Genomic DNA, 24,993 nt, shown 5'->3' on the forward strand with positions numbered 1-24,993 from the left:
GCAAACGTGAAAATCGGGAAATTGACAAATGAACAGTTGCAGGCGCTTGTGATCGATAAGCTGAAAGTCGGGCGCAGGGAGGTTGTGCTGGGCGCGGGAATTGGCGAGGACTGCGCCGTGCTGGATTTTGCGGACAACCTCTGCGTCATCTCGACGGATCCCATCACCGGCGCGTCGGAGGATGCGGGCAGCCTTGCCGTGCATATCTCGGCCAACGATGTCTCGGCGGCAGGCGGCGAGCCTGTTGCCATGCTGGTTACCATGCTCATCCCGCCCTCGGCCACGATGGAGCAGCTGGAGCGCGTTACCGACGCACTTTGCACCCAGGCCGGGCGGCTGAATATCGATATTGTCGGCGGGCACACCGAGATTACGGATGCCGTAAACCGCATTGTCCTCTCGACCGTCGTGCTGGGAAAGGCAGGGCGTGTACTGCGCGGCAAGAATATCCGGCCGGGGGATCATCTGATCATGACCAAGCAGGCGGGCATGGAAGGGGCGATGATTCTCTGCGCGGATTTTCCGGAAAAGGTTGCGGAGGTTTTGGAGGAAAAAGATCGGGCTCTGCTGGAGCAGATGGGGGGGCAGATCTCCGTCGTCGCAGAGGCTAAAATCGGCGAAAAGCTGGGCGCCAGCGCCATGCACGATGTGACAGAGGGCGGGATTTTAGGCGCCTCCTATGAGCTGGCTGATGCGGCAGGGCTGGGCTTGCGGCTGGATGTGCAGAGCATCCCGGTGCACCCGGTCGCGCAGAAGGTGTGCGCACATCTGGCGCTCAACCCTTACCGGCTGATCTCCAGCGGAAGCCTTTTGATCGTTCAGCCGGGAGATCCCGCGCCGCTCTTGCGGGCTTTGGAGCAAGCGGGAATTGCCGCAAAGGTTATCGGCGTATTTACGCAGGAAAAGGGCATTACCGATGAGAATGGAGCGCCCATTCTGCCGCCCCAGCAGGACGAGCTTTATAAAATCACCAGCGGCCAGGGGCTTGGAAATTAGAGCGGGATATGCTATAATTATTTGCTAAGGTTTTATGGCCTAAGCAGCAAAGAAATGAGGAAAACTGTATGAACAGCATGACTGGCTTTGGCAGAGGCGAAGCGGAGAAGGATGGCAGGCGCATCACAATCGAGATCAAAACCGTCAACCACCGGTATCTCGATATCAATTTGCGCACGCCGCGGGTTTTGCTGCCGCTGGAAGAATACGCCAGAAGCGAGATAAAAAAGCGGCTTGCCCGGGGCAGAGTAGAAGTGTTCGTCAATTATAAAAACACCTCGGATGCCGTGGGAGAAATCCGCGCGGATCTGGCCTTGGCCAAAAAATATGCCCAGGCGGCCGCAGAGATTGCCGGCGCTGTGGGCATGGAGCAGCAGCTGCCGCTGGAGAGCCTGATGCGCATGGACGGCGTGCTGACGGTTGAGGAAGCGCAGGAGGATGAAGCGCTGTTAAAAGAGCTGTTTGGCCAGGCGCTTGCAGCCGCGCTGGATGTTTTGAACGCGGCGAGAAAAGCGGAAGGCCAGCGCATGGTGGCGGATCTGCTGGAGCGCGGGGAGACGATTTTGGGCATTCTGGCGGGCATTGAGGAGCGGGAGCCAATCGTCATCCAGGAATACCGGGAGAAACTGCGCGCCAAGCTGGAAGAATTTTTGGCGGGCACGCCCATCGATGAGAACCGCTTTCAGGCGGAGATCCTGTATTTTACGGATAAATCCAACATAACGGAAGAGATCGTCCGCATCAAGAGCCATGTCGCCCAGCTAAAGGAGACGATGGCAAAGGACGAGGCGCTTGGGCGGAACCTGGATTTTCTCATTCAGGAGCTCAACCGCGAGTTTAACACGATAGGCTCCAAATCTTCGGATGTGGCCATCACAAAAGGCGTGCTGGCGGCAAAGGCGGAAGTGGAAAAAATCCGCGAGCAAGTCCAGAATCTCGAGTGAGGGCAGCGCGATGAATATGGTAAATATCGGCTTTGGAAATATTGTGAACATCACGAGAGTGCTGGCCATCGTCGGCCCGGAGGCCGCGCCCGTCAAGCGGATGGTGCAGGAGGCCAAGGCCAGCGGCCAGCTGATCGACGGCACCTGCGGCAGAAGAACGCGGGCCGTGATTGTAACGGATGGGAACTATCTTGTGCTTTCGGCTTTGCAGCCTGAGACCATTGCTGCCCGGGTTTCCGCAGGCGGCGCTTTGGAGGAATAGATGAGAAAAGAAGGAAAACTTTTTGTCATTTCCGGCCCGTCGGGCGTGGGAAAAGACACGGTGATCGCGCGCATCCTGCAAAAGAACGACAACGTCGCGCTGAGCGTCTCCTGCACGACCCGCGCTCCCCGCGGCCAGGAGAAGGATGGCGTGGATTACTACTTTAAGAGCGTTTCGGAATTCGAGCAGCTGATCGAGGAAGACGGCTTTTTGGAATATGCCAAAGTCTTTGATAATTACTACGGCACTCCGGCGACAGCCGTGCGGGAGAAGCTCCAGCAGGGCAGAGACGTCATTTTGGAGATCGACGTTCAGGGGGCGATCAATGTGCGCAATAAGGCCCCGGGGGCGATTCTGGTCTTTATCGCGCCGCCCAGCATGGAGGTGCTGCGCCAGCGCCTGGAGGGCAGAAAAACCGAGACGCCCGAAGCCATCGAAAAGCGTTTTTCCCGGGCGGCCAGCGAGATGAAGCTGGCAGATAAGTATAACTATCAGGTTGTAAACGACGATCTCGATCAGGCGGTGGAAGAACTGAACGAGATCATCGTAGAAGAGCACAATAAGCAGTAAAGCAGGCGAGGAGAAAAAAGATGATTCAGAAATACGATTTGGATAAGACGCTGGAAAAAGTGGATTGCCGCTATACGCTGGTAGTCGAAGTCGCCAAGCGGGCCCGCCAGATTATCGATGGGGCCGAGACGCTGACCGAGCAGGCGGATCCCAACCCCGTCTCCCAGGCGATCGACGAGGTCTATGCCGATAAGATCACCTATGTCCGCCACAACGATGAAAAATAAGCATATCGCGCTTTGCGTTACCGGCGGGATCGCGGCATATAAGGCCGCGGCGCTGGCGAGCATGCTCAAAAAAGCCGGGGCGCACGTCCATGTCTGCATGACCAGGCATGCCTGCGAGTTTATTACTCCGCTGACCTTTGAGACGCTTTCAGCCAATCGGGTGATCACGGATACTTTCTCCAGAGAGGCCCCCTATGAGGTAGATCACGTCTCCCTGGCCAAGCAAGCGGATTTGGTTGTTGTCGCTCCGGCCACGGCGAATATCATCGGCAAAGCGGCAAACGGCATTGCGGATGATTTTGTCTCAACGCTGCTTCTGGCGGCCCGGGGCAAGGTGATTTTTGCCCCTGCCATGAATACGGCCATGCTGCATCATCCGGCTGTGCAGGAGAATATGCAAAAGCTTGCCGGGAGAGGATGCGCGTTCATCTCCCCACAGGCGGGAATGCTGGCCTGCGGCGATGTAGGCGATGGGCGCATGGCGGAGCCGGAAGAGATTTTTGCCTATCTTGATCGCGCGCTCTCTGCAAAAAAGGATATGCAGGGCGTGCGTGTTCTGGTAACGGCAGGGCCGACCAGGGAAAAGATAGACGACGTCCGCTATCTGACCAACCGCTCCTCTGGAAAGATGGGTTATGCCCTGGCGGAGGCGGCGGCAGAGCGCGGCGCCCAGGTTACGCTGGTTTCGGGCGCATCGCTCCCAGCGCCGGAGCATGTTCGGGTGATTCCGGCTGTGAGCGCGCAGGATATGTACCAGGCGTGCATGCAGGCATTGCCCGAGGTGGATTTGGTCGTAAAAGCGGCGGCAGTGGCAGACTATACGCCAAAGCACAAGCTTTCGGGGAAGATGAAAAAAGGCGAGGACTTCGCGCTGGAGCTGGTGCGCACGCCGGATATTTTGAAGGCCATCGGCCAGCAAAAGCAGGGCCAGGTGCTGGTGGGGTTTGCGGCGGAAGCGGCAGATTTGGAAAAAAACGCGCTGGCGAAAATAAAGAGCAAGAACCTCGATCTGATTGCGGCCAACGATATTTCCCGGAGCGATATTGGCTTTGGGAGCGAAAATAACGCCATGACGCTGTATTTTGCGGATGGCAGCCGGAAGGAACTGCCGCTGGCGCCCAAAAAAGAGATCGCCGATCTCATTTTGTCCGAAGCGATGGCGCTCATGCAGGCGCATTCCTAGAGAAAAGCGGCCAGAGAAGCACTCTGGCGCTTTTTTTATATTGAAAACAGAGCGCTTGGGAAATGACAGGCGCTATGCTATAATAAGGCTATGGAAAAGCGATATGTGGAAGTGATCGTAGACGTTGCGCATAGCAGTGTCGATAAAATATTTGATTATGAACTGCCGGAAGGAATGGAGGCGCAGGCCGGTAGCAGGATTTTAGCGCCTTTTGGCAGAACGCAGGTAGAGGGGATTGTGCTGGCCGTCAAGCAGGAGACTGCGCTAAGCCCGGAAAAGATCCGGGCAGTGCAGCGCGTTATCGACGAACAGCCGGTTGTAACGCAGGATCAGATTCTGCTGGCCAAGTATATGTGCGCCAAATACCATGCGACGATGGCCTTCTGCCTGCGGCTGATGTTTCCGGCAAAACTGCGGGGCGAGCGGATTCGCCCAAAACTCATCCGGGTCGCCGAAGTTGTGAGCCGGGAAAAATTGGCTGAAGAGGAGAAAAAGTGCTATACAAAAGAGGGTGTCGTCCGGGCAAAAAACAGGCTCAAAACCATTTGCAAGCTGAAAGAGAGCGGCAAAATGCCGACGGCACTGCTGGATGCGCCCTCCGTCCGCTATCTGCGGGACAGCGGTGCGGTTGCTATCCAGGAGGAGCAGGAATACCGGGAGCCTTATGCGGAGATCGCGGCGCAGGAAAAGAAGATCGAGCTAAATCCGGAGCAGAAAGCGGCGGCAGAGCAGATTAGCCGTGCGGTAGAGCAGGGCGATAAACAGGTATTTTTGCTGCATGGCGTAACCGGGAGCGGGAAGACAGAGGTCTATATCGCCTGCGTGCGCCGCGCGCTGGAGCTTGGGAAATCGGCCATCGTTCTGGTGCCGGAAATTGCACTAACGCCCCAAATGCTGGGCGAGTTTTCGCGAAATTTTCCGGGAGAGATCGCGGTTTTTCACAGCGGGCTTTCGGACGGCGAGCGGTTCGACGAGTGGAGGCGGCTGCGCCAGGGGCAGGCACATATCATCCTTGGCGCGCGTTCTGCGGTTTTCATGCCGGCAGAGAACTTGGGGCTCATCATTTTGGACGAGGAGCACGAGGCAAGCTATAAAGCCGAAAATTTCCCGCCCTATCATGCGGCGGACATTGCCAAAATGCGGGCGGCGATTAGCCAGGCTAGCGTCGTTCTGGCCAGCGCGACGCCGCTCATCGAGGATTACGCCAAGACAGAGCTGGGCATCTATCAGCTGGTGGAGCTGCCGCACCGGGTGGCGGGGCGCAAGATGCCGCCCATCATGCTGGTGGATATGAAGAAGGAGTTTTTGCGCGGCAACCGGGGAATGCTGAGCCTGGCGCTTCAAAGAGAGATGGCAGAGGTTTTGGAGAAGGGCGAGCAGGGCATTTTATTTTTGAACCGGCGGGGTTATGCGAGCAGCGTGATCTGCCCGTCCTGCGGCCACGCGCGCATGTGTTCGCATTGCGATGTCCCCCTCAAATATCACAAAAACGACGGGCAGCTGCACTGCCACTATTGCGGCAGAGTGTTCCCGCTGGAGGCGCAGTGCCCGGACTGCGGAGAGCCTTTTTACAAGCTCTCCGGGGCAGGGACCGAGCGCATTGAAGAGGAAGTGCGCCGAATTTTTCCCCGCGCGCGGGTGCTTCGGATGGATTTTGATACCACGCGCAAAAAGAACGCGCATCAGGAGATTTTTCAGGCTTTCCGCAAAGGAGAAGCGGATTTTCTCATCGGCACGCAGATGATCTCCCGCGGGCTGGATTTCCCGGGCGTAACGCTGGCGGCAGTGCTGGCGGCGGATACCATGCTGACGACAGGGGATTACCGCCAGGAGGAGCGCACGTTTGCCATGATCGAGCAGGTCGGCGGAAGGGCTGGCCGCGCCCGGCCGGGCAAAGTTGTGGTGCAGACGTATAACCCAGAGCACTATGCCATCGGGTTTGCGGCCAGGCACGATTATAAAGGGTTTTACCGGCAGGAGATCCAGTTCCGCAAAAACACTCTGCGCCCGCCTTTTTCCAGGATGTTCCGCATGGTTTTTGTGCACAGCGATGAGAAAAAAGCGGAGAAAGTATGCCAAAAGGCAGAAAATCTGCTAAAAGGCGTGCTTGAGAAGTATAAATCTGATATAATTTTGTTTGTGGCGAAGCCGGCCCCGGTGGCAAAACTCGAGGGCAAGGCGCGCTACCATATTTTGCTCAAGGTAAGGACGGGCAAAAGCACAGCGGCCATTCAGAAGGCGCTCTGGGAGGTTTGGGAGAGCGTCAGAAAAGACGGCTCGCTGGTGAGCTTTGATGTCGATCCATACGATGTGAATTAGAAGGAGAAAATGCAATGGCACTTCGCAATATTGTTCAGGAACCAAATGAGACGCTGAGAAAAAAATGCAGGAAGGTTGAGAAAATTACAGAGCGAATTTTACAGCTTTTGGATGATATGAAGGAGACGCTGGCCAAGGCGGACGGTGTGGGCCTGGCGGCGCCGCAGGTCGGCGTGCTGCGCCGGGTGGTGATCATCGATGTGGGCGAGGGCCCAATGGAGCTGATCAATCCCGAGATTTTGGAAGCCGCCGGAGAGCAGACGGGAGAAGAGGGCTGTCTTTCGGTTGCCGGGCGCTGGGGCGTGGTTACCCGGCCGAACTATGTCAAAGTAAAGGCCATGGATCGCCAGGGCAAAGAGCGCATTTATGAAGGTGAGGGGCTATTGGCCCGGGCATTTTGCCACGAGATCGATCATCTGGATGGCAGGCTTTTTATCGATATTATGAAGGAAGAGATCATGGAGGATGCGGATGAAGAGTAAGAGCGAGCTTAGGATCGCTTTTTTGGGCACGCCGGAATTTGCCGTGCCCTCTTTGCGGATGCTGGTGGAAGAGGGATACCGGGTTTGCGGTGTCTTTACACAGCCCGACCGCCCAAAGGGCCGCGGGCATAAGCTGATTGCCCCGCCTGTGAAAGAATATGCGCAGGAACAGGGCATTCCCGTCTTTCAGTTTGAGCGCATTTCCCGGGACGGTATGCAGGCGCTGGAGGAACTCGCGCCGGATCTGCTCATTACAGCGGCTTTTGGCCAGATCTTGTCCCGGGCGCTTCTGGAAAAACTCCCGCTCGGGTGCATCAATGTGCACGCATCCCTGCTGCCCAAATACCGCGGGGCGGCGCCCATCGAGCAGGCGATTTTGCATGGAGAGAAAAAGACGGGCATCACGACCATGTACACCGTCTACGAGATAGATGCCGGGGATATTTTGGAGCAGGACGAGCTTGAGATTGCCCCGGAGGATACGGGCGGCTCTTTGCGGGAGAAGTTATCCCTGCTGGGGGCGCAGACGCTAAGCCGCACGCTGGAAAAGCTGCTGAATGGGACGCTTAAGGCCACTGCTCAAAATCCGGAAGAGGCGACGTATTACCCCATGTTTCCAAGAGGCTTTGGAAAGGTGGATTTTACCAAAAGTGCAAGGGAAGTCTGCGATTTTATCCGGGGAATCAACCCGGCGCCTGGCGCTTTTATGCAGATGGGCGATCAAAAGATCAAGCTGTTTTTGGCCAAAGAGGCGGCAGCAGAGGGAACGCCCGGGCAGATTTTGCAGGCCGGCGCAAAGGAAGGGCTTGTGATCGCCTGTGGGAAGGGCGCGGCGGAGATTCTGCGCCTGCAATATCCTGGTTCGAGGCAGATGGACGCCAGGGATTTTCTGAGAGGGAGAAGCGGCATTTTCCAGCCGGGAGATTGCGTAGAAGGGGAGTAGCGCGTGAAGCAAAGGCAGTTGGCTCTAAAAATTTTAGGCGAAGTAGAAGAGGGCAGTTTTTTAAATCTGGCGCTCAAAAAGCAGCTGAAGGGGTTGCCAGAGCAGGAGCGCCGTTTTGTTGCTGCGCTTTTATATACCACGCTGGAAAATAAGGGGCGCATCGACTACGTCATCGACTGTTTTGCCCGGGGAAAACGGATTCATAAGCTGGTGCGCAATGTGCTGCGCCTGGGCGTCTGCCAGCTGATGTTTTTTGAGACGGTTCCCGAGAGCGCGGCCGTCAACGAGAGCGTGAAGCTTATGGAGAAATCGCCCAAACGGCAGCTCAAAGGGTTCGTCAACGCTGTCCTGCGCAATATTGCCGAAAATATGGGCAAAATTGAGTATCCTTCCCAGCAGGAGCAGCCGGCGCAGTATCTTTCTGTGCTTTATAGCTACCCGCTTTGGCTGGCGGAGAAATATATTTCGGAATACGGGTTTGATTTTGCAGAGGAGATGCTCTCCTATCATAAGCAGGCGGCGGATACCTGCGTGCGGGCCAACCGCCTGAAAATTTCAGGGCAGGAACTGCTCTTAAAACTCGAAGGGCGGGGATATGCCTGCCGTGCCGGGCAGTATATCCCGGATTGCTTCTATATCCGCAACATGACCGGCATCGATGAGCTGGATCTCTTTCAAAAGGGCCTGATGGCAGTGCAGGGCGAGGCCTCCATGATCGTGGCGGAGGCGGCGCAGGTGCGGCCGGGGCAGGCAGTTTTGGATGCCTGCGCGGCCCCGGGCGGCAAAACCGCATACCTCGCACAGTTTGCGCCGGGAAGGCTGGAGGCTTTTGAACTGCATGAACACCGGGCGGCGCTCATGCAGGAGAACTTTGAGCGCCTGGGCGTCGGGGCAGAGTGCAAAGTTTGGGATGCAAGCATCTTCTGCCAGGAAAATGAGCAGGCGTTTGACTGCGTCTTGGTGGATGCGCCCTGCTCTGCGCTGGGGCTGCTCTACAGAAAGCCGGATATCAAATACACGAAAACGCCGGAGGAGATAGCACAGCTATCCCAAACGCAGAAGAGCATTCTGACGGCCTGCGCGGAGTATGTGAAGCCGGGCGGGCGGCTGGTCTATTCCACCTGTACCATGAGCCGGGAGGAAAATGAGGAAAACATCGCCTGGTTTTTGAAAAAATTTCCGCAGTATCGCCAGGCGAATTTGGCGGCGATGCTGCCCGAGCGGCTGATGAGCCGGGCGAGAGGGGGAACCCTTCAGCTCTTCCCGCACCTGGACGGCATTGACGGCTTCTTTTTGGCAGTTTTGGAGAGAGAATAGGCATGACGACGCTTTTGGATTTATCGCTGGCAGAGCTCAAACAGCGGATAGAAGAAATTGGGGAAAAAGGGTTTCGCGCCGGGCAGATCTATGCCTGGCTGACGGCCTGCGTTCCCTTCGAGCAGATGAGCAATTTATCAAAGCCGCTAAGGGAAAAACTGCGGGAGCACTTTTCAGAGGGCTATCCGGAGATTTTGCAAAAGCTCTGCTCCAAAGACGGGACGAAAAAATACCTCTTGCAGATGGCGGATGAGAGCGTTGTCGAGTGCGTGCTGATGAACTATGAATACGGCAGGACGCTCTGCATTTCCACGCAGGTTGGATGCGCCATGGGCTGTGCTTTTTGCGCTTCGACAAAAGGCGGGCTGCGCAGGAACCTCTCGGCAGGGGAAATCCTGGGGCAGGTTTTGCGCGTCAACGCAGATCTGGGCAGCGGAAGGAATATCACAAACGTCGTGCTGATGGGGACGGGTGAGCCTCTGGGCAACTATGATGCCGTCGTCGGCTTTCTGCGGCTGATCCATCAAAAAGAGAGCCTTGGCATGAGCATGCGCAATATCTCGCTTTCCACCTGCGGGCTTGCGCCGGAAATCTACCGCTTTGCAGAAGAAGGGCTTGGGGCGACGCTCTGCCTTTCCCTGCACAGCGCAATTCAGCAAAAACGCGAGCAGCTCATGCCCATCGCGCGCAAATATCCATTGCACCAAGTGATCCGGGCGATGCAGGCTTACAGCGAAAAAAGCGGCAGGCGCGTGATCTATGAATATATTCTGATTGCCGGGCTAAACGATGGCAAAGAGGATTTGGATGCTTTGGAAGGCCTGCTGGGTGGGCAGAACTGCCATATCAACCTGATCCCGTGCAACGCGACAGACGGCAGGTTTGCGGCGCCCACCAAAGGGCAGGTTTACCGCTTTCTGGCCGGGCTTGATGAGCGCGGGCTTTCGGCGACGGTACGCCGCACGCTGGGAGAGGATATCGACGGCGCCTGCGGTCAGCTGAGAGCCAGATACCTGGGACTTCTGGATAGGACGGAGTAAGAATGGATATCTATGCTTTGACGCACCGGGGCAAAGTGCGGGAACAAAACGAAGACTGCATCTACCTCTCGCAGGGGGGCTATCCCTATCTTGCGATTGTGGCAGACGGCATGGGCGGGCACGTCGCCGGGCAGGTGGCGAGCTCGCGGGCGGTGGCGTTTGTGCGCAAACGGCTGGAAGGCTATGATCTGGATACCATCACAAAAGAGCAGTTTAAGCGCCTGGTGGAAGAGGCGAGCGACTATATTTTAGATCTTGCCAGCAAGGAAGAAGCATATAAAGACATGGGGACGACGTTTACCGCCGCCATCATCCGGGAAAATTCGGCGATCCTCGCGCATATCGGAGATTCCAGAGCCTATACTTTTTCGGGCGGCGCGCTGAAGCAGGTTTCCCACGATCACAGCTATGTTCAGTTCCTGGTAGACAAGGGCTATTTGAGCGAAGAAGAGGCGGAGCAAAGCCCCTACCGCAATATCATCACGCGGGCTGTGGGCATGGAGGAGGCGGAAGCCGAGGCTTATGAGGTCAGTTTCGAGCAGGGAGAAAGCCTGCTGCTCTGCTCGGATGGGCTGACGGCGCATCTGAGCAACTATGAGATTGGGCTTTGCCTGCAAGAGGAGTATGGCTCCGAGCGCAAAGCGAAAGAACTGCTGGAAGTTGCTCTGCTCAGAGGCGGGAGAGACAACGTCTCCATCATCATCGCAAATAACAACGAAGACAAGATGATCGAGGGGCGCTTTGAACTGCTCTCGACTGTGGACGAGGGCGGAACCAGCATCGTATATCAGGCAAAAGATCAGAAGACGGGCGGGCTGGTGGCGCTGAAAATGCTGCGCGAAGAGCTGGCCGATCAGCCCGAGTATGTGGAGAATTTCCAGCGGGAGGCCGAGATGCTCTCCTGCCTTCAGCATAAAAACATTCAGCACCTGGTTTACCGGGGCATCCACCAGGGCAGGCGCTATATCGCCACCGAGTTTATCGACGGCGAATCTCTCAAGCGGCATATCGAAGAGGGGACGCTCAGCATGGAGCAGAACGTCTCGGTCGCGGTGCAAATTTGCGAAGCGCTGGCCTATCTGCATGGCAAGGGCATTTTGCATAAGGATTTAAAGCCGCTCAACGTGCTTCTGACGGCGCCCAGCCGGCCGATTCTGCTGGATTTCGGCATTGCACAGCGCCAGGAGGAACAGGCGGCAGATGCGGCGGAAATCGAGAATGCCGAAGTTTTCGGGACGGTCAACTATTTCTCCCCGGAGCAGGCCAAAGGCGAGGCTCTGGATAGCCGCACGGATATTTATTCCATGGGTGTCCTGCTCTATGAGATGCTGACTGGGCAGCTGCCCTTCCAGGGCGAAGACAATCTATCCGTGGCGCTGATGCACCTGCACCAGCCGCCGGTTCCGCCCAAAGAGATCGACGATCAGATTCCCGAAAGCCTCAACCGCATTGTGCTCAAGGCGCTCTCCAAAGAAAAGGAACAGCGGTACCGCAGTATTCGGGAAATGCAGGCAGATTTGCAGCGCGCTCTGCGTCGCCCGGATGGCAAATACGTCCGCATCAAGGCAGCGAAGACGCCTGAGAAGAAAACGGCGGCGCAAAAAAGAGCCGGCAGGCACGCTGTTTTGACGGCTGCCTGCGTTTCGGCGGCGTTTCTTGCGGTCATTGGCGTTTTCTTTGCGATTTTCAGCGCCATAGGCGGAACTGGCGGGAACAGGGAGCTCTATATGCCTGGCTTTTCGGATAAGACCTATGAAGAGGCCAAGCAAACGCTGGATGAACTGCATTTGGTTCCGACGTTTACCTATGAATCCAGCCTGGAAGTGGAAAAAGGGTATGTCATCCGGCAGATGCCGGAAATCGGGGCGGTGGTACAGCAGGGCGAAGAGGTGTTTATCGTCGTCTCGCTGGGCAGGGAGCAGGTGAGCCCCATGCCGGAGGTGCTGGGCATGCAGGAAGAGCAGGCGCTGGCGCTGCTGGATTCCCAGGGGATCCGCAATGTCTCGGTGAGCTATGTGGATTTGCCGGATCAGCAGACGGGCGCTGTGGTCGCGCAGTCCCCGGATGGGGAGGCCCCGGTTGCCGAAGGGCAGGAGGTTAGCATCACGGTCAACCGGCCGGGCGAGCAAAATAGGGCTGTGCCCATGCTGGTGGGCAGCAAGATGGATCAGGCCATCGATGCCGCGGCGGAGGCGGGATTTAGCAAAGTGCTGATTTACGCCGTCAACGACGGGCAGTCGGTGGGCGAAGTTATCTTCCAATCCCCGCAGGCGGGGGCGCAGAATGTCTCCTTCAATACGCTCTATATGACGGTGCACCAGCCCAAAAACGGCGCTGTTTTCCAGGGAACTCTGAAAAGCGATACGGCCGGGCTGGACCGGGCAGGGCTGGTAACCGCGACGCTCTCCTTCTCGCTGAACGGGCGGGATTATGAGTTTGTCGTCTTTGAAGAGACGTTTGCAGAAGAGCAGCTCTTTGCGCAAAAATATTCCGGCGGCGTGGAGTATTCGCTGGTTCTGGCCAGCCAGTTCCGCGGACAAAACTGCCATTTGAATGTTTACTTAAACGGTGTTGTAGTATATACTAGTGATAGCTAGGGAGGGTACTTCGATTAAAGGGCGAATTTTAAAAGGAATCGGGGGATTCTACTATATCAAGGCAGAGGATGGGGTGGTCTATGAATGCCGCGCCAAAGGAAAATTCCGCAATACCGGAGAAAAGCCGCTGCCAGGAGATTTTGTGCTGTTTACGCCGGCAAGCCAGGATGGGAGCGGCAGTGTGGATGAGATTTTGCCGCGCAGGAATGCGCTGGTGCGCCCGGCTGTGGCAAACCTCGATCAGCTGCTCATCGTCGTTTCTGCGGCCAAGCCTGCCCTGGATGAAGTTTTGGTGGATAAGCTGCTGCTTTATGCGCAGTTTCATGAACTGCCAGTCATTCTTGGGATCAACAAGATCGATCAGGATAAGAAGGGGCGCGCACAGCAGATCCGTGAGCGCTATGAGAAGAGCGGGGCACAGCTTTTGGCGTTTTCCGTTGCCACGGGAGAGGGGCTGGAGCCGTTAAAGGAGCAGCTGCGCGGCAAATGCACCTGCCTTGCCGGGCAATCGGCGGTAGGCAAATCCTCGCTGGTCAACGCGCTGGCGCCGCATCTGGCGCTGGAGACGGGCGGCATGAGCAGAAAGACCGCCCGGGGGCGGCATACCACCAGGCACAGCGAACTGCTGGATCTCAAAGAGATCGACGCAATTTTGACGGATACGCCGGGCTTCAGCATTCTGGAAGTGCTGGAAATGGAGCCGGAGCAGCTGCGCAATTACTATCCGGAGTTTTACGGGATCAAATGCAGGTTTGATAGCTGCCTGCACTATAAAGAGCCCGAGTGCAAAGTGATGGAAGCGGTGCAGGCAGGAGAGATTTCCGCTGCCCGGTATGAAGGATATATAAGGCTTTTAGAAGAGCTGTTTGAAAGGAGAGACAAAAGATATGTCTAATCAAGAAATCAAGGTGCCAAAAACGATCATCGCTCCGTCCATCCTGGCGGCAGATTTTACCCGAATGGAAGAAGCGCTGCACAGCATAAAGGAATGGGGCGCAGAGTGGGTGCACTGCGATGTGATGGATGGCATGTTTGTCCCCAATATCACGTTTGGGCAGAAGATGATCGAGGATTTCCGCAAAAAATCCGATCTGTTTTTGGATGTGCACCTGATGGTGCAGGCGCCTGAGCGCTATATCGATGAGTTCATCGCCAACGGCGCGGATATGATCACGGTTCATGCAGAGGCCACCACGCACCTGCACCGGACGATCCTCCAGGTGAGAAACCAGGGCGTGAAGGTGGGCGTTGCGATCAACCCGGCGACGCCGATCAACGCTGTGGAGGAAGTGCTGGGCGATATCGATATGGTTCTACTGATGAGCTGCGATCCCGGCTTTGGCGGCCAGCCGTTCATTCCTTACGCGCTGGAAAAATCCAGAAGACTGCGCAAAATGATGGGGGATAACCAGCTGGATATTGAGGTGGATGGCGGCGTATCCGAGGAAAATATCGATGAGATTCTGGATTCCGGCATCAACGTTATCGTGGCGGGCAGTGCGCTGTTTAAAGCGAAAGATCCCAAGAAAACGCTGGAAGTTCTGCGCTATGGAACCGGGCGGTAAATTGAAGGAGAAATACCTATGAGAAGAGCTTTCGCGCTGGCGCTGGCGGTTCTTTCCCTGCTATGCTTGGCGGCTTGCGGCGAAAAGGATCCCATTTTGAAATCGGCAGATCCTGTTTATACAGAAGAAGGAGCGCTGACAACCGTCGATTACGGCAGTTTTATTCTGCAATATCCGACGGCACTGCAGGCGAAAAAGACCGAATCGCCCATCAAAGAGGATGAGAAGGGCAATACATACCTGCTGTTGGAAGTTTCGAACGAAACCGGAACTTTCTCTGTGGCGCGGATTCGGCTGTCTGAGAAAGAGTTTGCCAAAAATGTAGAACAGCGCGTCCTGCAGACAAAAACTGCCCTGGAGGAAAATTTGGGGACAGGCCTTTTGAGCTATGAGAGCGAAGTGCGGGAATGGAAGAGCCGGCAGACGCTGATTCTGCGCTATTCCTATCCCTTTGGCGAAGGCTATACGATGTATAAGACGCAGTATTTCATGATGGCGGGAAAATACACCTATGTCTTTACCATCAGCAATATCGACAGCGAAATCTCAGAAACCCAGCAGATTATCCTGGATAGCATCGTCGTGCAGAACCAGGATGGGCCTGTTTTGCCCAGCCAGGCACCATCGGCTTCGCCGGAAGGCGAGCCAGAAGGGGAGCCGGGCGAGGGCAGCTTGCCCCCGGACGACGCTGGGCAGGCAGAAGCACAGCCGGATGAGGGCGGCGCAGGAGAGCCAGTGCAGGAGTAAAGGCGTTTCTAACAATATCAAGATGATAAAAATCCGGCGAAAGCCGGATTTTTCTTTCTGTGGCCTTCGCTTGCAAATAGAGCGCTGTCAAGATATAATATGATAGGTTATTCGTATCTTAAAGTTAGGGTGGCATATGAAGATAATCGATATTTCGTTAAAACTGGATGAAAATGCGGCCGTTTATGAGGGCGATCCGCGCTTTTCCAGCGAAGTCTGGAAAAACGTGCAGGACGATGGCTTCATGCTCAGCACGCTTCGCATGGGCACACATACCGGGACGCATTTGGATGCCCCCTGTCATTTTATTTCGGATGGGAAAACTGTGGCGGAGATTTCTCCCAGAAGGTGCCTTGGCAAGTGCGCCGTTGTGGATGAAATCGACGCTTTTGCAGGCGGCTATTCGAGGGTGCTCATCAGCTCCAGAAAACAGGGAGGGCGCATCACGCTGGCGCAGGCGCAGCGGCTGATCGATCTAAAAGTCCGCCTGATCGGCACAGAAAGACTCTCGATTGGCAACGATGAAGTCCATCGGTATCTGCTGGGCAACGACTGCGTCATTCTGGAAGCGCTGGATCTTTCGGCCGCTCCGGAGGGCGAATATATTTTATCGGCATTGCCGCTGAAAATCGAGGCGGATGGCTGCCCGGTTCGGGCGGTTCTGATGGTGGCGGAAGCATGAGAGGGAAGCTTCTTCGCATCCTGTCGGCAGTTTGCGGCGCATTTGTGGTTTTAGGAGTTATCTTAAACTGCGTCAACTTCTTTTGCTTCCAAAAATCCTTTTACCAACGGGAATATCAAAAATTAGATACGGCAGAGCAAATCGGCATGAGCGGCGCAGATCTGCAAGCCGCGACGGACGCCCTCTTGGATTATCTGCGGGGCAGGCGGGAGGATCTGCATGTTCAGGCAACAATCGGGGGGCAGCAAAGAGAGGTTTTCAACCAGCGGGAAATCCTGCATATGGTGGATGTCAGAATGCTCTATCTTTGGGCCATGCGCATCGGCAACGGCCTGCTCATTCTGGCGGCCGCTTTCTATCTTTGGGCCTGGATAGGTGGGCGGGATAAGGCTGCGGTTCTAGGCGGGTATTTGCAGGGAAACTATATTTTGCTCGGGCTGATTGCGGCGCTTGGGATTTATGCGGCACTGGATTTTAACAGCTTCTGGACAGGCTTTCACAAAATTTTCTTTACCAACGATTTATGGCTGCTGGATCCCAGAACGGATCTCCTCATTCAGATGGTTCCAGAGCAATTTTTCTTTGATCTGGTCATGCGCATCGTCGTCTCGGCGGCAGTGATCATCGCCGTATTGATGGTGGCGGCGCACTTAGCAAAGCGGCGGCAGAAAACGGAGAGCAAGGCATGAGAAAAGACGAGGCAAATCAAAAACTACGGGCACTGCGCGAAAAGCGGAATGCCGTCATTTTAGGCATCGAAACTTCCTGCGATGAGACGGCAGCGGCCATCGTTCAAAACGGCAGGACTGTGCGCAGCAACGCGCTGTATACGCAAATTGCGATTCACGCCCAATATGGCGGGGTTGTCCCGGAAATTGCATCGCGCAATCACGTAGAGAAGCTTCCCTATATTGTGGACGAGGCGCTGGCGCAGGCTGGACTGCGACTACAAGATGTGGATGCGCTGGCAGTAACCCAGGGGCCGGGGCTGGTGGGCGCTCTGCTTACGGGCGTCTCCTATGCGAAGGCGCTCTCCTATGCGGTGGAAAAGCCGCTGATTGCCGTCAACCATATCGAGGGGCATATTTCTGCCAACTACATTTCGCATCCCAGCCTGGAGCCGCCCTTCATTTGCCTGATCGTCTCCGGCGGGCATACCAATCTGGTGAAAGTGCAGGATTACGGAAGCTACCGGCTTTTGGGCACGACCAGAGACGATGCCGCAGGAGAGGCGTTCGACAAAGTAGCGCGGATACTAGGGCTGCCATACCCGGGCGGGCCGCACCTGCAAAAGCTGGCAGAGCAGGGGGATGCCCATGCTTATGAATTTCCCAGGGCTTTCCGCGGGGAGACGCACCTGGATTTTTCCTTCAGCGGGCTCAAGACGGCCGTCGTCAACCTGGTGCACCGCATGGAGCAGAAGGGAGAGGCCTTCAGTAAAGAGGATTTGGCGGCTTCTTTCCAGCGGGCGGCAGTGCAGACGCTGATCCGCAATACCTTCGAGGCCGCGCGCCGGGAGGGAATGCGGCGCATTGTTTTTGCGGGCGGCGTCAGCGCGAACGAGGAACTGCGCCGGCAGGCTCTCATGCACGAGGGATACGAGATTTATCTTCCGGAGCTGAAATACTGCACAGACAACGCGGCGATGATCGCCTCTGCCGCTTACTATCAGCTTTTGGGCGGCTGTGAGGCCGCGCCGCTGACGCTCAATGCGGACCCTTCTTTAGAGCTAATTTCAGATGCGCAAGCATAGAAATGAGTAGAGAAGCTTGCATATGAGGTGGCAAATTTGAAAAATAGAGCGAGAAATAAAAAGAAAAGTAACTGGGGCGCACTTTTTATTGCGCTGGGAGTCGGGCTTGTGATCTTTGCCGCAGTTTATGTTACGGGCATTGCGAAGACGGCAACTACTGCGCCGGGAGATTCCCTGGCGGGCACCCGGATTCTGATCGATCCGGGGCACGGCGGGTTTGACGGCGGCAGCATTGGCGCGACGGGCACGGAAGAGGCAGAGATCAATCTTGCCATTTCAAAGCTGCTGCAAAAGGAGCTGGAATCTGAGGGTGCAGAGGTTGTGATGCTGCGCGAAGAGGATGAAGCGCTGGGCGAGGAAAAGCAGGATGATATGGCCAGGCGCCGGGAGCTGATCGAGACGTCCGGGCAGGATATTACCGTCAGCATCCATCAGAATAAATTCGGCGATTCCGCTGTATGCGGCCCGCAGGTGTTCTATGCGCCGGGCTCGGCGGAAGGGGAAAAGCTGGCTGGGTGCATCCAAAATAGCCTGAATGAGGCGCTGGAAGTCCAAAAGCCGCGCGTCCAGATGGAAGGCAATTACTATATCGTCAAATCAGGGACGGTTCCGGCGGTTATTGTGGAATGCGGATTTTTGAGCAACCCGGAAGAAGAGGCAAAGCTCAAAACCGAGGAGTATCAGAAGAAAGTGGCAAAAGCAGTGCGCGAGGGCATTACAGTCTATCTGAAAGGACAGGGCGTATGAGAGACAGGCTTCGAGTTGGAGTTGTGAATTTTCAGGCTGCCTGGGGCGCTATCCCAGAAAATTTGGCGCGCATCGAGCGCATATGCCAAAAGGCCAAGGAGCAGGGCGCGGAACTGGTGGTGTTCCCTGAAGTGGCGGTTTCGGGTTACAGTATTTTTGAGCAGGGCGCTATGCAAAAAGACGCGGCAGAGCAGATTCCGGGCGCTTGCAGCCAAACGCTCTGCCGGATTGCCAAAGAACTGGGCCTTTATCTTGCCGTAGGGATGCCTGAACGGGATGGGCAAACGGGTGAGATTTATAACAGCCTGCTGGCAGTTTCGCCAATGGGAGTGGACGCCGTCTACCGCAAGATCCACCCCTTTGGGCACGAATCGCTTTGGTGCCAAAAGGGACAAGCTCCCGTTATTTGGCAGACGCCCTGGGGAAAAATCGGCCTTGGGATTTGCTACGATACCTATCAATTTCCAGAGCTCATTCGCTATTATGCCAGCCAGGGATGCCGGCTGTATCTGAACAGCACGGCTCAGGCAGGGAGCCAGGCCACGCCGGAAGCGGCAGAGCGCTTTCGCCAATACTATCTTTCCACCATCGAAGCGGCCAGCCTGAGCAATGAAATCTTCATTGCCAGCAGCAACCTGGCCGGGGAAGAGGAGGGGACGCAGTTTGGGGGCGCCAGCCTCGTCATCGGGCCGGTTTTGCGCGAAGAAGGCTTTGGCCAGGATCCCTATTGCAGGATGTATGCGGGCGGGCTGGGAAATCAGGAGATTGGCGTCGTAACGGCAGAGATCGATCTCTCCCTGGCCGTGCGCACCATTTATCAGAACAATCCGATCACAGGCGAGCCGGATTACCGGCCGGAGCTCTACCGGAAATGGCAGGAAAAGGAAAGCAGAATTGAAAGATAGCATTTTAGAAAAAATAGAGGATAGGGAGGCAGCGCAGAAGAACCCCATTGTGCTGGCCTATCTTGGGGACACGGTCTACGATCTCTATGTGCGCACGGCGCTGGTCAAGCGGTTTGGCCTGCATGTCAACGAGCTCAACGCCAAGGCAGCGGGCATCGTCAACGCGAGGGCGCAGGCGCAGGCATCCGAGCGGCTGGCCGGCCTGTTTACCCAGCAGGAGGCAGAGATCTTCAAAAGAGGGCGCAATGCCAAAGTCGGCTCTGTGCCTAAAAATATGGAGGTCGCCGATTATCATAAGGCGACGGGGCTGGAAGCCCTGATGGGATATTTGTTTTTGACGGGACAGCATGAACGGCTGGAGCAGCTGATGGGAGCTGTGCTGGAGCAGGAATAGGAGGCGGCAGTATGGAAGAACAGGAACTGATTATCGGCAGAAATCCCGTGCGGGAGGCGATCCGCGCCGGGCGGAGCGTTGAGGCCATTTATGTCTCGGCCAGAGGCGAGGGCAGTATCCGCGAGATCTTGGCTCTGGCGCGCAAAAATGGGATTATCATCAAGGAAGTTCCCAAAACAAAGCTGGATGAGCTCTCCCTGCCCTATGGCCACCAGGGCAACCCGGGCAACCACCAGGGGATTGCGGCGCGGGTGAGCGAAGTCGCCTATCAGACGGTGGAAGATATGTTTGCGCTGGCCGAAAGCCGCGGGCAGGCGCCCTTTCTCATCATGCTGGATGGCATTGAGGATCCCTTTAACCTTGGAGCGATTGTGCGCAGTGCCGAAGTAATGGGCGCGCACGGCGTGATTCTGCCAAAGCGCAGAAGCGCTTCCATGACGGCCGCCGCCTGCAAGACGGCCTGCGGCGCGCAGGAGTATCTGCCCATTGCCAGAGTAACCAATCTGGCCGCGACGATAGAGGAGATCAAGCGGCGCGGCGTTTTCGTCGCCTGCGCGGATATGGATGGCCAGGAGGCGGCAAAAGCGAACCTCAAGGGCGCGATGATGCTGGTGATCGGCGCAGAGGGCGAGGGCGTTTCCAGGCTGGTGAAAGAGCGCAGCGATTTTGTCGTGAGAATTGCGGTAAAGGGGAAAATCGATTCCCTCAACGCATCGGCTGCGGCGGCTGTGCTCATGTATGAAAAAGTGCGCCAGGATATGGCGCAAGAGGTGTAAATTGGAAGAATATGCAGCGGAGCAGAATGTCGAAGTGCTCCAAATTGTGGATGAAACCCAGGAAATTGAGCTGGAGCCGCAGGAAGAGATGATCGGCTTTGGCTATGAGCGCTTCCTGAATATGACGGATGGGGAGATCGCGGAGCTGGCCAACAAGGATGATCCGCTTGCCTCCGACTATCTGCTCAATAAGTATAAGAATTTCGTCCGGGCAAAGGCGCGCTCCTATTTCCTGATTGGCGCAGACCGCGAAGATCTGGTGCAGGAGGGCATGATCGGCCTGTATAAAGCTATTCGGGATTACCGGCCGGATAAACAGACTTCTTTTCTGGCCTTTGCGGAGCTCTGCGTAACGCGGCAGATCATTACGGCGATTAAAGCGGCCACGCGCCAGAAGCATAAGCCGCTTAACAGCTATATTTCCCTCAATAAACCAGTTTACGACGAGGAATCGGATCGGACGCTCATCGATATTATCACGGGCAGCAAAGTCTCCAACCCGGAGGATATCATCATCGATCAGGAAGATCTCATGCAGATTGAGGAAAAGATCGGGGAGATGCTCTCGGATTTTGAATGGAAAGTGCTCTGCCTCTATTTAAAGGGCAAAAGCTATCAGGAGATCGCGCAGATTTTGGGCCGCAGGGTCAAATCCATCGATAACGCCTTGCAGCGCGTGAAAAACAAGCTGGAAAAGCATCTGGAAGACAGCAGGGCGCAGGCGGAGTAGCCAAAAGCATACAAAAGTGAAACAGGCGTTTTCTTGCAATGTGCGGAAAAAACGTGTAGAATAATAACATTGTTAAAATAGCCAGTTCCTGGGCGAGAGCGCAGAATCATATGGGAGGATAGTTCACATGGCAAACGAATTTGTTTTGACGAAAAAAGGCAAACAGGACCTTGAGGCTCAGCTCGAGTATTTGAAAACAGTCAAACGGGCAGAAATTTCTGAACAGATTAAAGTCGCGCGCTCTTTTGGCGACCTCAGCGAAAACGCGGAGTATACCGAGGCCAGAAATGAACAATCCAGAATTGAGGGAAGAATCCAGAGCCTGGAAAGCACGCTGCGGATGGCCACGATTGTAGACGACGATGAAGTCAATCTGGAGAAAGTCAGCATCGGCACAAAAGTGCGCCTTTTGGATCAGGAGTTTGATGAAGAGGAGATCTACCAGATTTTCGGCTCGATGGAGGCAGATGTCTCTAACAACATTATCTCAAATGAATCCCCGGTTGGGCAGGCGCTGCTTGGGCATTCGGTAGGCGACGAGATCTCGGTGGAGGTTCCGGGCGGCATTGCGCATTTTACGATCTTGGAGATTTCCAAGGCAGATGAGCGGTAAATAAGGAGAGAAAGCAAGATGGCAGAACAACAGCAAAATCATGGAGCGCCGGAAAAAAATCTGACGGAAGTGGTAAAGGTCCGCAGAGATAAGCTGGAGGCTCTGAAGAATAGCGGCAAGAACCCGTTTGAGGTTACGCGGTTTGACGGCGTGATCTCTTCCTCGGAGATCAAAGATAATTTTGAGAAGCTGGAAGGCTCCCAGGTGCGCGTGGCGGGAAGAATCATCTCCAAGCGCGTGATGGGAAAGGCGAGCTTTTTCCATATTCAGGATGGCGCAGGGCGCATTCAGGGCTATGCCAGAAGAGACGTCATGGGCGATGAACCCTATGCCGAGTACAAGACATACGACATCGGCGATATTGTGGGCCTGGATGGCGAGGCCTTCCGCACAAATGCGGGAGAGCTTTCCGTCAAGTGCCATAGCGTTACGCTGCTTTCCAAATCATTGCTTCCCCTGCCTGAGAAATTCCATGGTCTGAAGGATATGGATCTGCGCTACCGCCAGAGATATGTGGATTTGATCGTCAATCCGGAGGTCAAAGAGACGTTTGCAAAGCGCTCGAAGATCATCAAAGCCATCCGGGATTATCTGGATGAAAAGGGCTTTATGGAAGTGGAGACGCCGATTTTGCACGGAACGGCCGGCGGCGCCGCGGCGCGCCCCTTTATCACGCACCACAATACGCTGGATATCGATATGTATCTGCGCATCGCTACAGAGCTGCATTTAAAGCGGCTGATCGTCGGCGGGTTTGAGCGGGTCTATGAGATCGGGCGCATCTTCCGCAACGAGGGTATGGATATCAAGCATAACCCCGAATTTACCACGATGGAGCTATATCAGGCGTATACGGATTATAACGGCATGATGGAGCTTTGCGAGGGGCTGTTTGCGCACTGCGCCAAGGTGCTCTACGGCACAACGAAGATCACCTATCAGGGCCAGGAGATCGATTTGACGCCTCCCTGGAACCGCATGAGCATGAACGATGCTGTAAAGCAGTATACTGGGGTGGACTTCGCCTCGGCCACGGATGAGCAGGCCAGAGAGATGGCCAAAAAGCTGGGGCTGGAAGTGGAAAACGAGACGGCCGGCAAGATTCTCAGCATGGCGTTCGATGCCTTTGTCGAGGAAAAACTGGTGCAGCCGACGTTTATCACGGATTATCCCGTGGAAATTTCACCGCTGGCAAAGCGCAAGGCGGATAACCCTAAGCTGACCGAGCGTTTTGAGCTGTTTATCACCTCCCGGGAGCTGGCAAACGCCTTCTCCGAGCTCAACGACCCCATCGATCAGAAGCAGCGCTTTGTGGACCAGCTCAAAGAGCGCGAGACAGGGGACGAGGAAGCGCATATGATGGACGAAGATTTCGTCAATGCCCTGGAATACGGCATGCCCCCGACAGGCGGCATTGGAATTGGCATCGATAGAATGGTGATGCTGCTGACGGATAGCTATTCCATCAGAGATGTTTTGCTCTTCCCGACGATGAAGCCGAGAGCTTAATGGGAGCTGAGCAGGAAAGCGAGGTATTCTCATGAAAAAGGGAAACTTTCGGACGGATAAATTTCTGCTGTATATTTTAGGCAAGCTTTTGGCAGCCGGCCTGGCAGCTTTATTGATCATCTTCGCGTTCAGCACCGTCATGCATACGAGCAATATCTATATTCTGGCAAAAGATGCTTTTGCCAAGCGCACTTCGGTGATTTTGGTGCCGCTGGATAATCCGGATACGGATATTTTGGACAGCATCTATACAAAAGAGTACCTTCAAAAGAGCGGCCTGGCGACGCAGACGACCAACGCGAGCTATAAGATCAAGAGCTACGATGAGCGCACGGACGTCAAACTGGGCATTGTATTTCCCTGGCAAAAGGTGGCAAAAGTCAAGGTGAGCAACACCGTGCGGGATATTTCGGCGGAGATTGCGCCGGGCGCTATCCAGGTGAACGAAGTGGATCGGTTTATTGAGAGCGGGGAGTATACCCTGACTTTTATCAAGGAAAACGGGAGCTGGAGAGTGGCGGATCTGAAGCTGGACGAGGATACGACCATCGATCAGTCTGAGGAATACCCCATCCCGACCAAAGCGCCGGAAGAGGATTACGAAGAACAAGTCCCCGAGAGCACGCCCCCGGAGGAATCGCAGTAAAAAGCGGGCATTGCCTGCTTTTTATTTTTGGAGAAAATACGATTGAACCCCTATATTCATGCAAAAAACAATATTTTTTTAGCGCCCTTGGCGGGAATCACAGATCAGGCTTTCCGGCAGATTGCGGCAGAGCAGGGCGCCGGGCTGACTTATACGGAGATGGTGAGCGCCAAGGGCCTCAAATTCCATAACCGCAGAACCTTTGACCTTCTTGGCGTCAGCGAAGCGGAAGGAAGAGCGGCGGTTCAGCTCTTTGGGCGGGAGCCGGAGACCATTGCGCGCACAGCTGCCATGCTGGAGCAGGTGATGGGGGAGAAAATCGCGCTGTTCGACGTCAATATGGGATGCCCCGCGCCCAAGATCGTCAATAACGGCGAGGGTTCTGCGCTCATGAAAGAGCCCAAGCTGGCCGGGGAGATCATCTGTGCGCTCAAAAAGGCTGTGAAAAGCCCGGTAACGGCAAAGTTCCGCAAGGGCTTTGATGCGGCGCATGCAAACTGCGTCTCGTTTGCGGAGGTTTTAGAGCAGGCAGGGGCAGACGGCATTGCGGTGCACGGGCGTCTGCGCGAGCAATATTACGAGGGCAAGGCAGATTGGGACGCGATTGCGGAAGTGAAGCGGGCCGTGCGCATCCCGGTCATCGCAAACGGGGATGTTTTTGCCCCGGAGGATGCGCAGGCGATTTTGCGGCATACTGGAGCAGACGGCGTCATGGTGGCCCGGGGCGCCCTGGGTAACCCGCAGATATTCGGGCAGATCAGAAGCTACTTGGAGCGTGGCACATATGAGCGCCCCAGCCTTTCCGAAAAAGTGGAAACTGCGCTCAGGCAAGCCAGGCTGGCCATCGAGCAGAAGGGCGAAGAAATCGCCATGAAGGAATTCCGCAAACACGCGGCCTGGTATGTCAAAGGGATTGCAGGCGCGGCGAAGCTGCGGCAAAGGGCGGTCTCGCTTTCCAGCTACCAGGAGCTGGTGGCGTTTTTTGAATCCCTGCTGGCAAGCGCAGACAAAAAGTGATATAATTTATCAAAAAGGTTGAGGAGAGA

27 protein-coding genes are annotated in these 24,993 nt (G+C 55.5%); all 27 read left to right on the forward strand.

Translation table 11 applies throughout. The features are described from left to right. Window positions 1-6 precede the first annotated feature (6 nt). The 27 genes from AALG83_01630 (at window position 7) to dusB (ending at window position 24,964) form a co-directional block, all read left to right on the forward strand. On the forward strand, window positions 7-996 hold the full coding sequence (locus AALG83_01630) for an AIR synthase family protein (protein ID MEY8381855.1): 990 nt from the start codon (window positions 7-9) through the stop codon (window positions 994-996). 68 nt (window positions 997-1,064) lie between these two features. Then, window positions 1,065-1,940 carry a YicC/YloC family endoribonuclease gene (locus tag AALG83_01635; protein ID MEY8381856.1) on the forward strand — a complete coding sequence of 292 codons (876 nt, stop codon included), beginning with the start codon at window positions 1,065-1,067 and terminating at the stop codon, window positions 1,938-1,940. 10 nt (window positions 1,941-1,950) lie between these two features. Continuing rightward, entirely contained in the window at window positions 1,951-2,202 is a 252-nt protein-coding gene (locus AALG83_01640; GenBank protein MEY8381857.1) for a DUF370 domain-containing protein, read from the forward strand. After that, window positions 2,203-2,772: a guanylate kinase gene (gene gmk / locus AALG83_01645; GenBank protein ID MEY8381858.1), complete on the forward strand. Its 570-nt coding sequence runs from the start codon at window positions 2,203-2,205 to the stop codon at window positions 2,770-2,772. A 20-nt stretch (window positions 2,773-2,792) separates the two neighbouring features. Beyond that, the gene (gene rpoZ, locus AALG83_01650; protein MEY8381859.1) at window positions 2,793-2,999 is read left to right on the forward strand and encodes a DNA-directed RNA polymerase subunit omega; all 207 of its coding nucleotides are present in this window, start codon (window positions 2,793-2,795) and stop codon (window positions 2,997-2,999) included. After that, complete coding sequence (coaBC, locus tag AALG83_01655; GenBank protein MEY8381860.1) at window positions 2,989-4,182, forward strand: bifunctional phosphopantothenoylcysteine decarboxylase/phosphopantothenate--cysteine ligase CoaBC; 1,194 nt, start codon at window positions 2,989-2,991, stop codon at window positions 4,180-4,182. The genes rpoZ and coaBC overlap by 11 nt, the downstream gene beginning before the upstream one ends. A gap of 90 nt (window positions 4,183-4,272) precedes the next feature. Then, on the forward strand, window positions 4,273-6,501 hold the full coding sequence (priA, locus tag AALG83_01660; protein ID MEY8381861.1) for a primosomal protein N': 2,229 nt from the start codon (window positions 4,273-4,275) through the stop codon (window positions 6,499-6,501). Between the two features lie 14 nt (window positions 6,502-6,515). Further along, window positions 6,516-6,983 carry a peptide deformylase gene (def, locus tag AALG83_01665; protein MEY8381862.1) on the forward strand — a complete coding sequence of 156 codons (468 nt, stop codon included), beginning with the start codon at window positions 6,516-6,518 and terminating at the stop codon, window positions 6,981-6,983. Next, a complete protein-coding gene (gene fmt / locus AALG83_01670; GenBank protein MEY8381863.1) occupies window positions 6,973-7,926 on the forward strand; it encodes a methionyl-tRNA formyltransferase in 954 nt (317 codons plus the stop codon). The genes def and fmt overlap by 11 nt, the downstream gene beginning before the upstream one ends. A 3-nt stretch (window positions 7,927-7,929) precedes the next feature. After that, window positions 7,930-9,243 (forward strand): 16S rRNA (cytosine(967)-C(5))-methyltransferase RsmB, encoded by a 1,314-nt coding sequence (gene rsmB / locus AALG83_01675; protein ID MEY8381864.1) that lies wholly within the window; start codon window positions 7,930-7,932, stop codon window positions 9,241-9,243. Between the two features lie 2 nt (window positions 9,244-9,245). Continuing rightward, complete coding sequence (gene rlmN, locus AALG83_01680; GenBank protein MEY8381865.1) at window positions 9,246-10,283, forward strand: 23S rRNA (adenine(2503)-C(2))-methyltransferase RlmN; 1,038 nt, start codon at window positions 9,246-9,248, stop codon at window positions 10,281-10,283. Window positions 10,284-10,285: 2 nt separating this feature from the next. After that, window positions 10,286-12,880, forward strand: a complete 2,595-nt coding sequence (locus AALG83_01685) for a Stp1/IreP family PP2C-type Ser/Thr phosphatase (protein ID MEY8381866.1) — start codon at window positions 10,286-10,288, stop codon at window positions 12,878-12,880. Next, window positions 12,870-13,775, forward strand: coding sequence for a ribosome small subunit-dependent GTPase A (gene rsgA / locus AALG83_01690; protein ID MEY8381867.1), 906 nt, complete (start codon window positions 12,870-12,872; stop codon window positions 13,773-13,775). Before AALG83_01685 ends, rsgA begins: the two co-directional genes overlap by 11 nt. After that, window positions 13,768-14,445, forward strand: a complete 678-nt coding sequence (gene rpe, locus AALG83_01695) for a ribulose-phosphate 3-epimerase (GenBank protein ID MEY8381868.1) — start codon at window positions 13,768-13,770, stop codon at window positions 14,443-14,445. The genes rsgA and rpe overlap by 8 nt, the downstream gene beginning before the upstream one ends. A gap of 18 nt (window positions 14,446-14,463) precedes the next feature. Beyond that, window positions 14,464-15,192: a hypothetical protein gene (locus AALG83_01700; protein ID MEY8381869.1), complete on the forward strand. Its 729-nt coding sequence runs from the start codon at window positions 14,464-14,466 to the stop codon at window positions 15,190-15,192. A 136-nt stretch (window positions 15,193-15,328) separates the two neighbouring features. Further along, window positions 15,329-15,874, forward strand: a complete 546-nt coding sequence (locus AALG83_01705; GenBank protein ID MEY8381870.1) for a cyclase family protein — start codon at window positions 15,329-15,331, stop codon at window positions 15,872-15,874. Then, window positions 15,871-16,563, forward strand: a complete 693-nt coding sequence (locus AALG83_01710) for a TIGR01906 family membrane protein (GenBank protein ID MEY8381871.1) — start codon at window positions 15,871-15,873, stop codon at window positions 16,561-16,563. The genes AALG83_01705 and AALG83_01710 overlap by 4 nt, the downstream gene beginning before the upstream one ends. After that, window positions 16,560-17,627: a tRNA (adenosine(37)-N6)-threonylcarbamoyltransferase complex transferase subunit TsaD gene (tsaD, locus tag AALG83_01715; protein ID MEY8381872.1), complete on the forward strand. Its 1,068-nt coding sequence runs from the start codon at window positions 16,560-16,562 to the stop codon at window positions 17,625-17,627. Before AALG83_01710 ends, tsaD begins: the two co-directional genes overlap by 4 nt. 36 nt (window positions 17,628-17,663) lie before the next feature. Further along, window positions 17,664-18,374 carry an N-acetylmuramoyl-L-alanine amidase gene (locus AALG83_01720; protein MEY8381873.1) on the forward strand — a complete coding sequence of 237 codons (711 nt, stop codon included), beginning with the start codon at window positions 17,664-17,666 and terminating at the stop codon, window positions 18,372-18,374. Further along, window positions 18,371-19,279, forward strand: coding sequence for a carbon-nitrogen hydrolase family protein (locus tag AALG83_01725; protein ID MEY8381874.1), 909 nt, complete (start codon window positions 18,371-18,373; stop codon window positions 19,277-19,279). The genes AALG83_01720 and AALG83_01725 overlap by 4 nt, the downstream gene beginning before the upstream one ends. Next, a complete protein-coding gene (locus AALG83_01730) occupies window positions 19,269-19,673 on the forward strand; it encodes a ribonuclease III domain-containing protein (GenBank protein ID MEY8381875.1) in 405 nt (134 codons plus the stop codon). Before AALG83_01725 ends, AALG83_01730 begins: the two co-directional genes overlap by 11 nt. Before the next feature lie 11 nt (window positions 19,674-19,684). Continuing rightward, the gene (gene rlmB, locus AALG83_01735; protein ID MEY8381876.1) at window positions 19,685-20,449 is read left to right on the forward strand and encodes a 23S rRNA (guanosine(2251)-2'-O)-methyltransferase RlmB; all 765 of its coding nucleotides are present in this window, start codon (window positions 19,685-19,687) and stop codon (window positions 20,447-20,449) included. 88 nt (window positions 20,450-20,537) lie between these two features. Next, window positions 20,538-21,179: an RNA polymerase sporulation sigma factor SigH gene (gene sigH, locus AALG83_01740; protein ID MEY8381877.1), complete on the forward strand. Its 642-nt coding sequence runs from the start codon at window positions 20,538-20,540 to the stop codon at window positions 21,177-21,179. 127 nt (window positions 21,180-21,306) lie between these two features. Beyond that, window positions 21,307-21,792, forward strand: a complete 486-nt coding sequence (greA, locus tag AALG83_01745) for a transcription elongation factor GreA (GenBank protein MEY8381878.1) — start codon at window positions 21,307-21,309, stop codon at window positions 21,790-21,792. Between the two features lie 18 nt (window positions 21,793-21,810). Beyond that, a complete protein-coding gene (lysS, locus tag AALG83_01750) occupies window positions 21,811-23,301 on the forward strand; it encodes a lysine--tRNA ligase (protein MEY8381879.1) in 1,491 nt (496 codons plus the stop codon). 31 nt (window positions 23,302-23,332) lie between these two features. Continuing rightward, the gene (locus tag AALG83_01755) at window positions 23,333-23,947 is read left to right on the forward strand and encodes a hypothetical protein (protein ID MEY8381880.1); all 615 of its coding nucleotides are present in this window, start codon (window positions 23,333-23,335) and stop codon (window positions 23,945-23,947) included. Window positions 23,948-23,989: 42 nt separating this feature from the next. After that, entirely contained in the window at window positions 23,990-24,964 is a 975-nt protein-coding gene (gene dusB / locus AALG83_01760) for a tRNA dihydrouridine synthase DusB (GenBank protein MEY8381881.1), read from the forward strand. The last annotated feature ends 29 nt before the right edge of the window (window positions 24,965-24,993 follow it).

It is taken from the genome of Christensenellaceae bacterium 44-20 (assembly GCA_041223705.1).
GTDB lineage: Bacteria > Bacillota > Clostridia > Christensenellales > Christensenellaceae > QANA01.

Bases quoted from the DNA above. Each gene is read 5' to 3' on its own strand.
- fmt (MEY8381863.1), top strand. From the start codon at position 6,973: ATGAAGAGTAAGAGCGAGCTTAGGATCGCTTTTTTGGGCACGCCGGAA.
- tsaD (MEY8381872.1), top strand. From the start codon at position 16,560: ATGAGAAAAGACGAGGCAAATCAAAAACTACGGGCACTGCGCGAAAAG.
- coaBC (MEY8381860.1), top strand. From the start codon at position 2,989: ATGAAAAATAAGCATATCGCGCTTTGCGTTACCGGCGGGATCGCGGCA.
- gmk (MEY8381858.1), top strand. From the start codon at position 2,203: ATGAGAAAAGAAGGAAAACTTTTTGTCATTTCCGGCCCGTCGGGCGTG.
- AALG83_01635 (MEY8381856.1), top strand. From the start codon at position 1,065: ATGAACAGCATGACTGGCTTTGGCAGAGGCGAAGCGGAGAAGGATGGC.
- rpoZ (MEY8381859.1), top strand. From the start codon at position 2,793: ATGATTCAGAAATACGATTTGGATAAGACGCTGGAAAAAGTGGATTGC.
- AALG83_01710 (MEY8381871.1), top strand. From the start codon at position 15,871: ATGAGAGGGAAGCTTCTTCGCATCCTGTCGGCAGTTTGCGGCGCATTT.
- priA (MEY8381861.1), top strand. From the start codon at position 4,273: ATGGAAAAGCGATATGTGGAAGTGATCGTAGACGTTGCGCATAGCAGT.
- AALG83_01700 (MEY8381869.1), top strand. From the start codon at position 14,464: ATGAGAAGAGCTTTCGCGCTGGCGCTGGCGGTTCTTTCCCTGCTATGC.
- greA (MEY8381878.1), top strand. From the start codon at position 21,307: ATGGCAAACGAATTTGTTTTGACGAAAAAAGGCAAACAGGACCTTGAG.
- rpe (MEY8381868.1), top strand. From the start codon at position 13,768: ATGTCTAATCAAGAAATCAAGGTGCCAAAAACGATCATCGCTCCGTCC.
- AALG83_01705 (MEY8381870.1), top strand. From the start codon at position 15,329: ATGAAGATAATCGATATTTCGTTAAAACTGGATGAAAATGCGGCCGTT.
- AALG83_01755 (MEY8381880.1), top strand. From the start codon at position 23,333: ATGAAAAAGGGAAACTTTCGGACGGATAAATTTCTGCTGTATATTTTA.
- AALG83_01725 (MEY8381874.1), top strand. From the start codon at position 18,371: ATGAGAGACAGGCTTCGAGTTGGAGTTGTGAATTTTCAGGCTGCCTGG.
- lysS (MEY8381879.1), top strand. From the start codon at position 21,811: ATGGCAGAACAACAGCAAAATCATGGAGCGCCGGAAAAAAATCTGACG.
- def (MEY8381862.1), top strand. From the start codon at position 6,516: ATGGCACTTCGCAATATTGTTCAGGAACCAAATGAGACGCTGAGAAAA.
- rlmN (MEY8381865.1), top strand. From the start codon at position 9,246: ATGACGACGCTTTTGGATTTATCGCTGGCAGAGCTCAAACAGCGGATA.
- AALG83_01640 (MEY8381857.1), top strand. From the start codon at position 1,951: ATGAATATGGTAAATATCGGCTTTGGAAATATTGTGAACATCACGAGA.
- AALG83_01685 (MEY8381866.1), top strand. From the start codon at position 10,286: ATGGATATCTATGCTTTGACGCACCGGGGCAAAGTGCGGGAACAAAAC.
- sigH (MEY8381877.1), top strand. From the start codon at position 20,538: ATGATCGGCTTTGGCTATGAGCGCTTCCTGAATATGACGGATGGGGAG.
- rlmB (MEY8381876.1), top strand. From the start codon at position 19,685: ATGGAAGAACAGGAACTGATTATCGGCAGAAATCCCGTGCGGGAGGCG.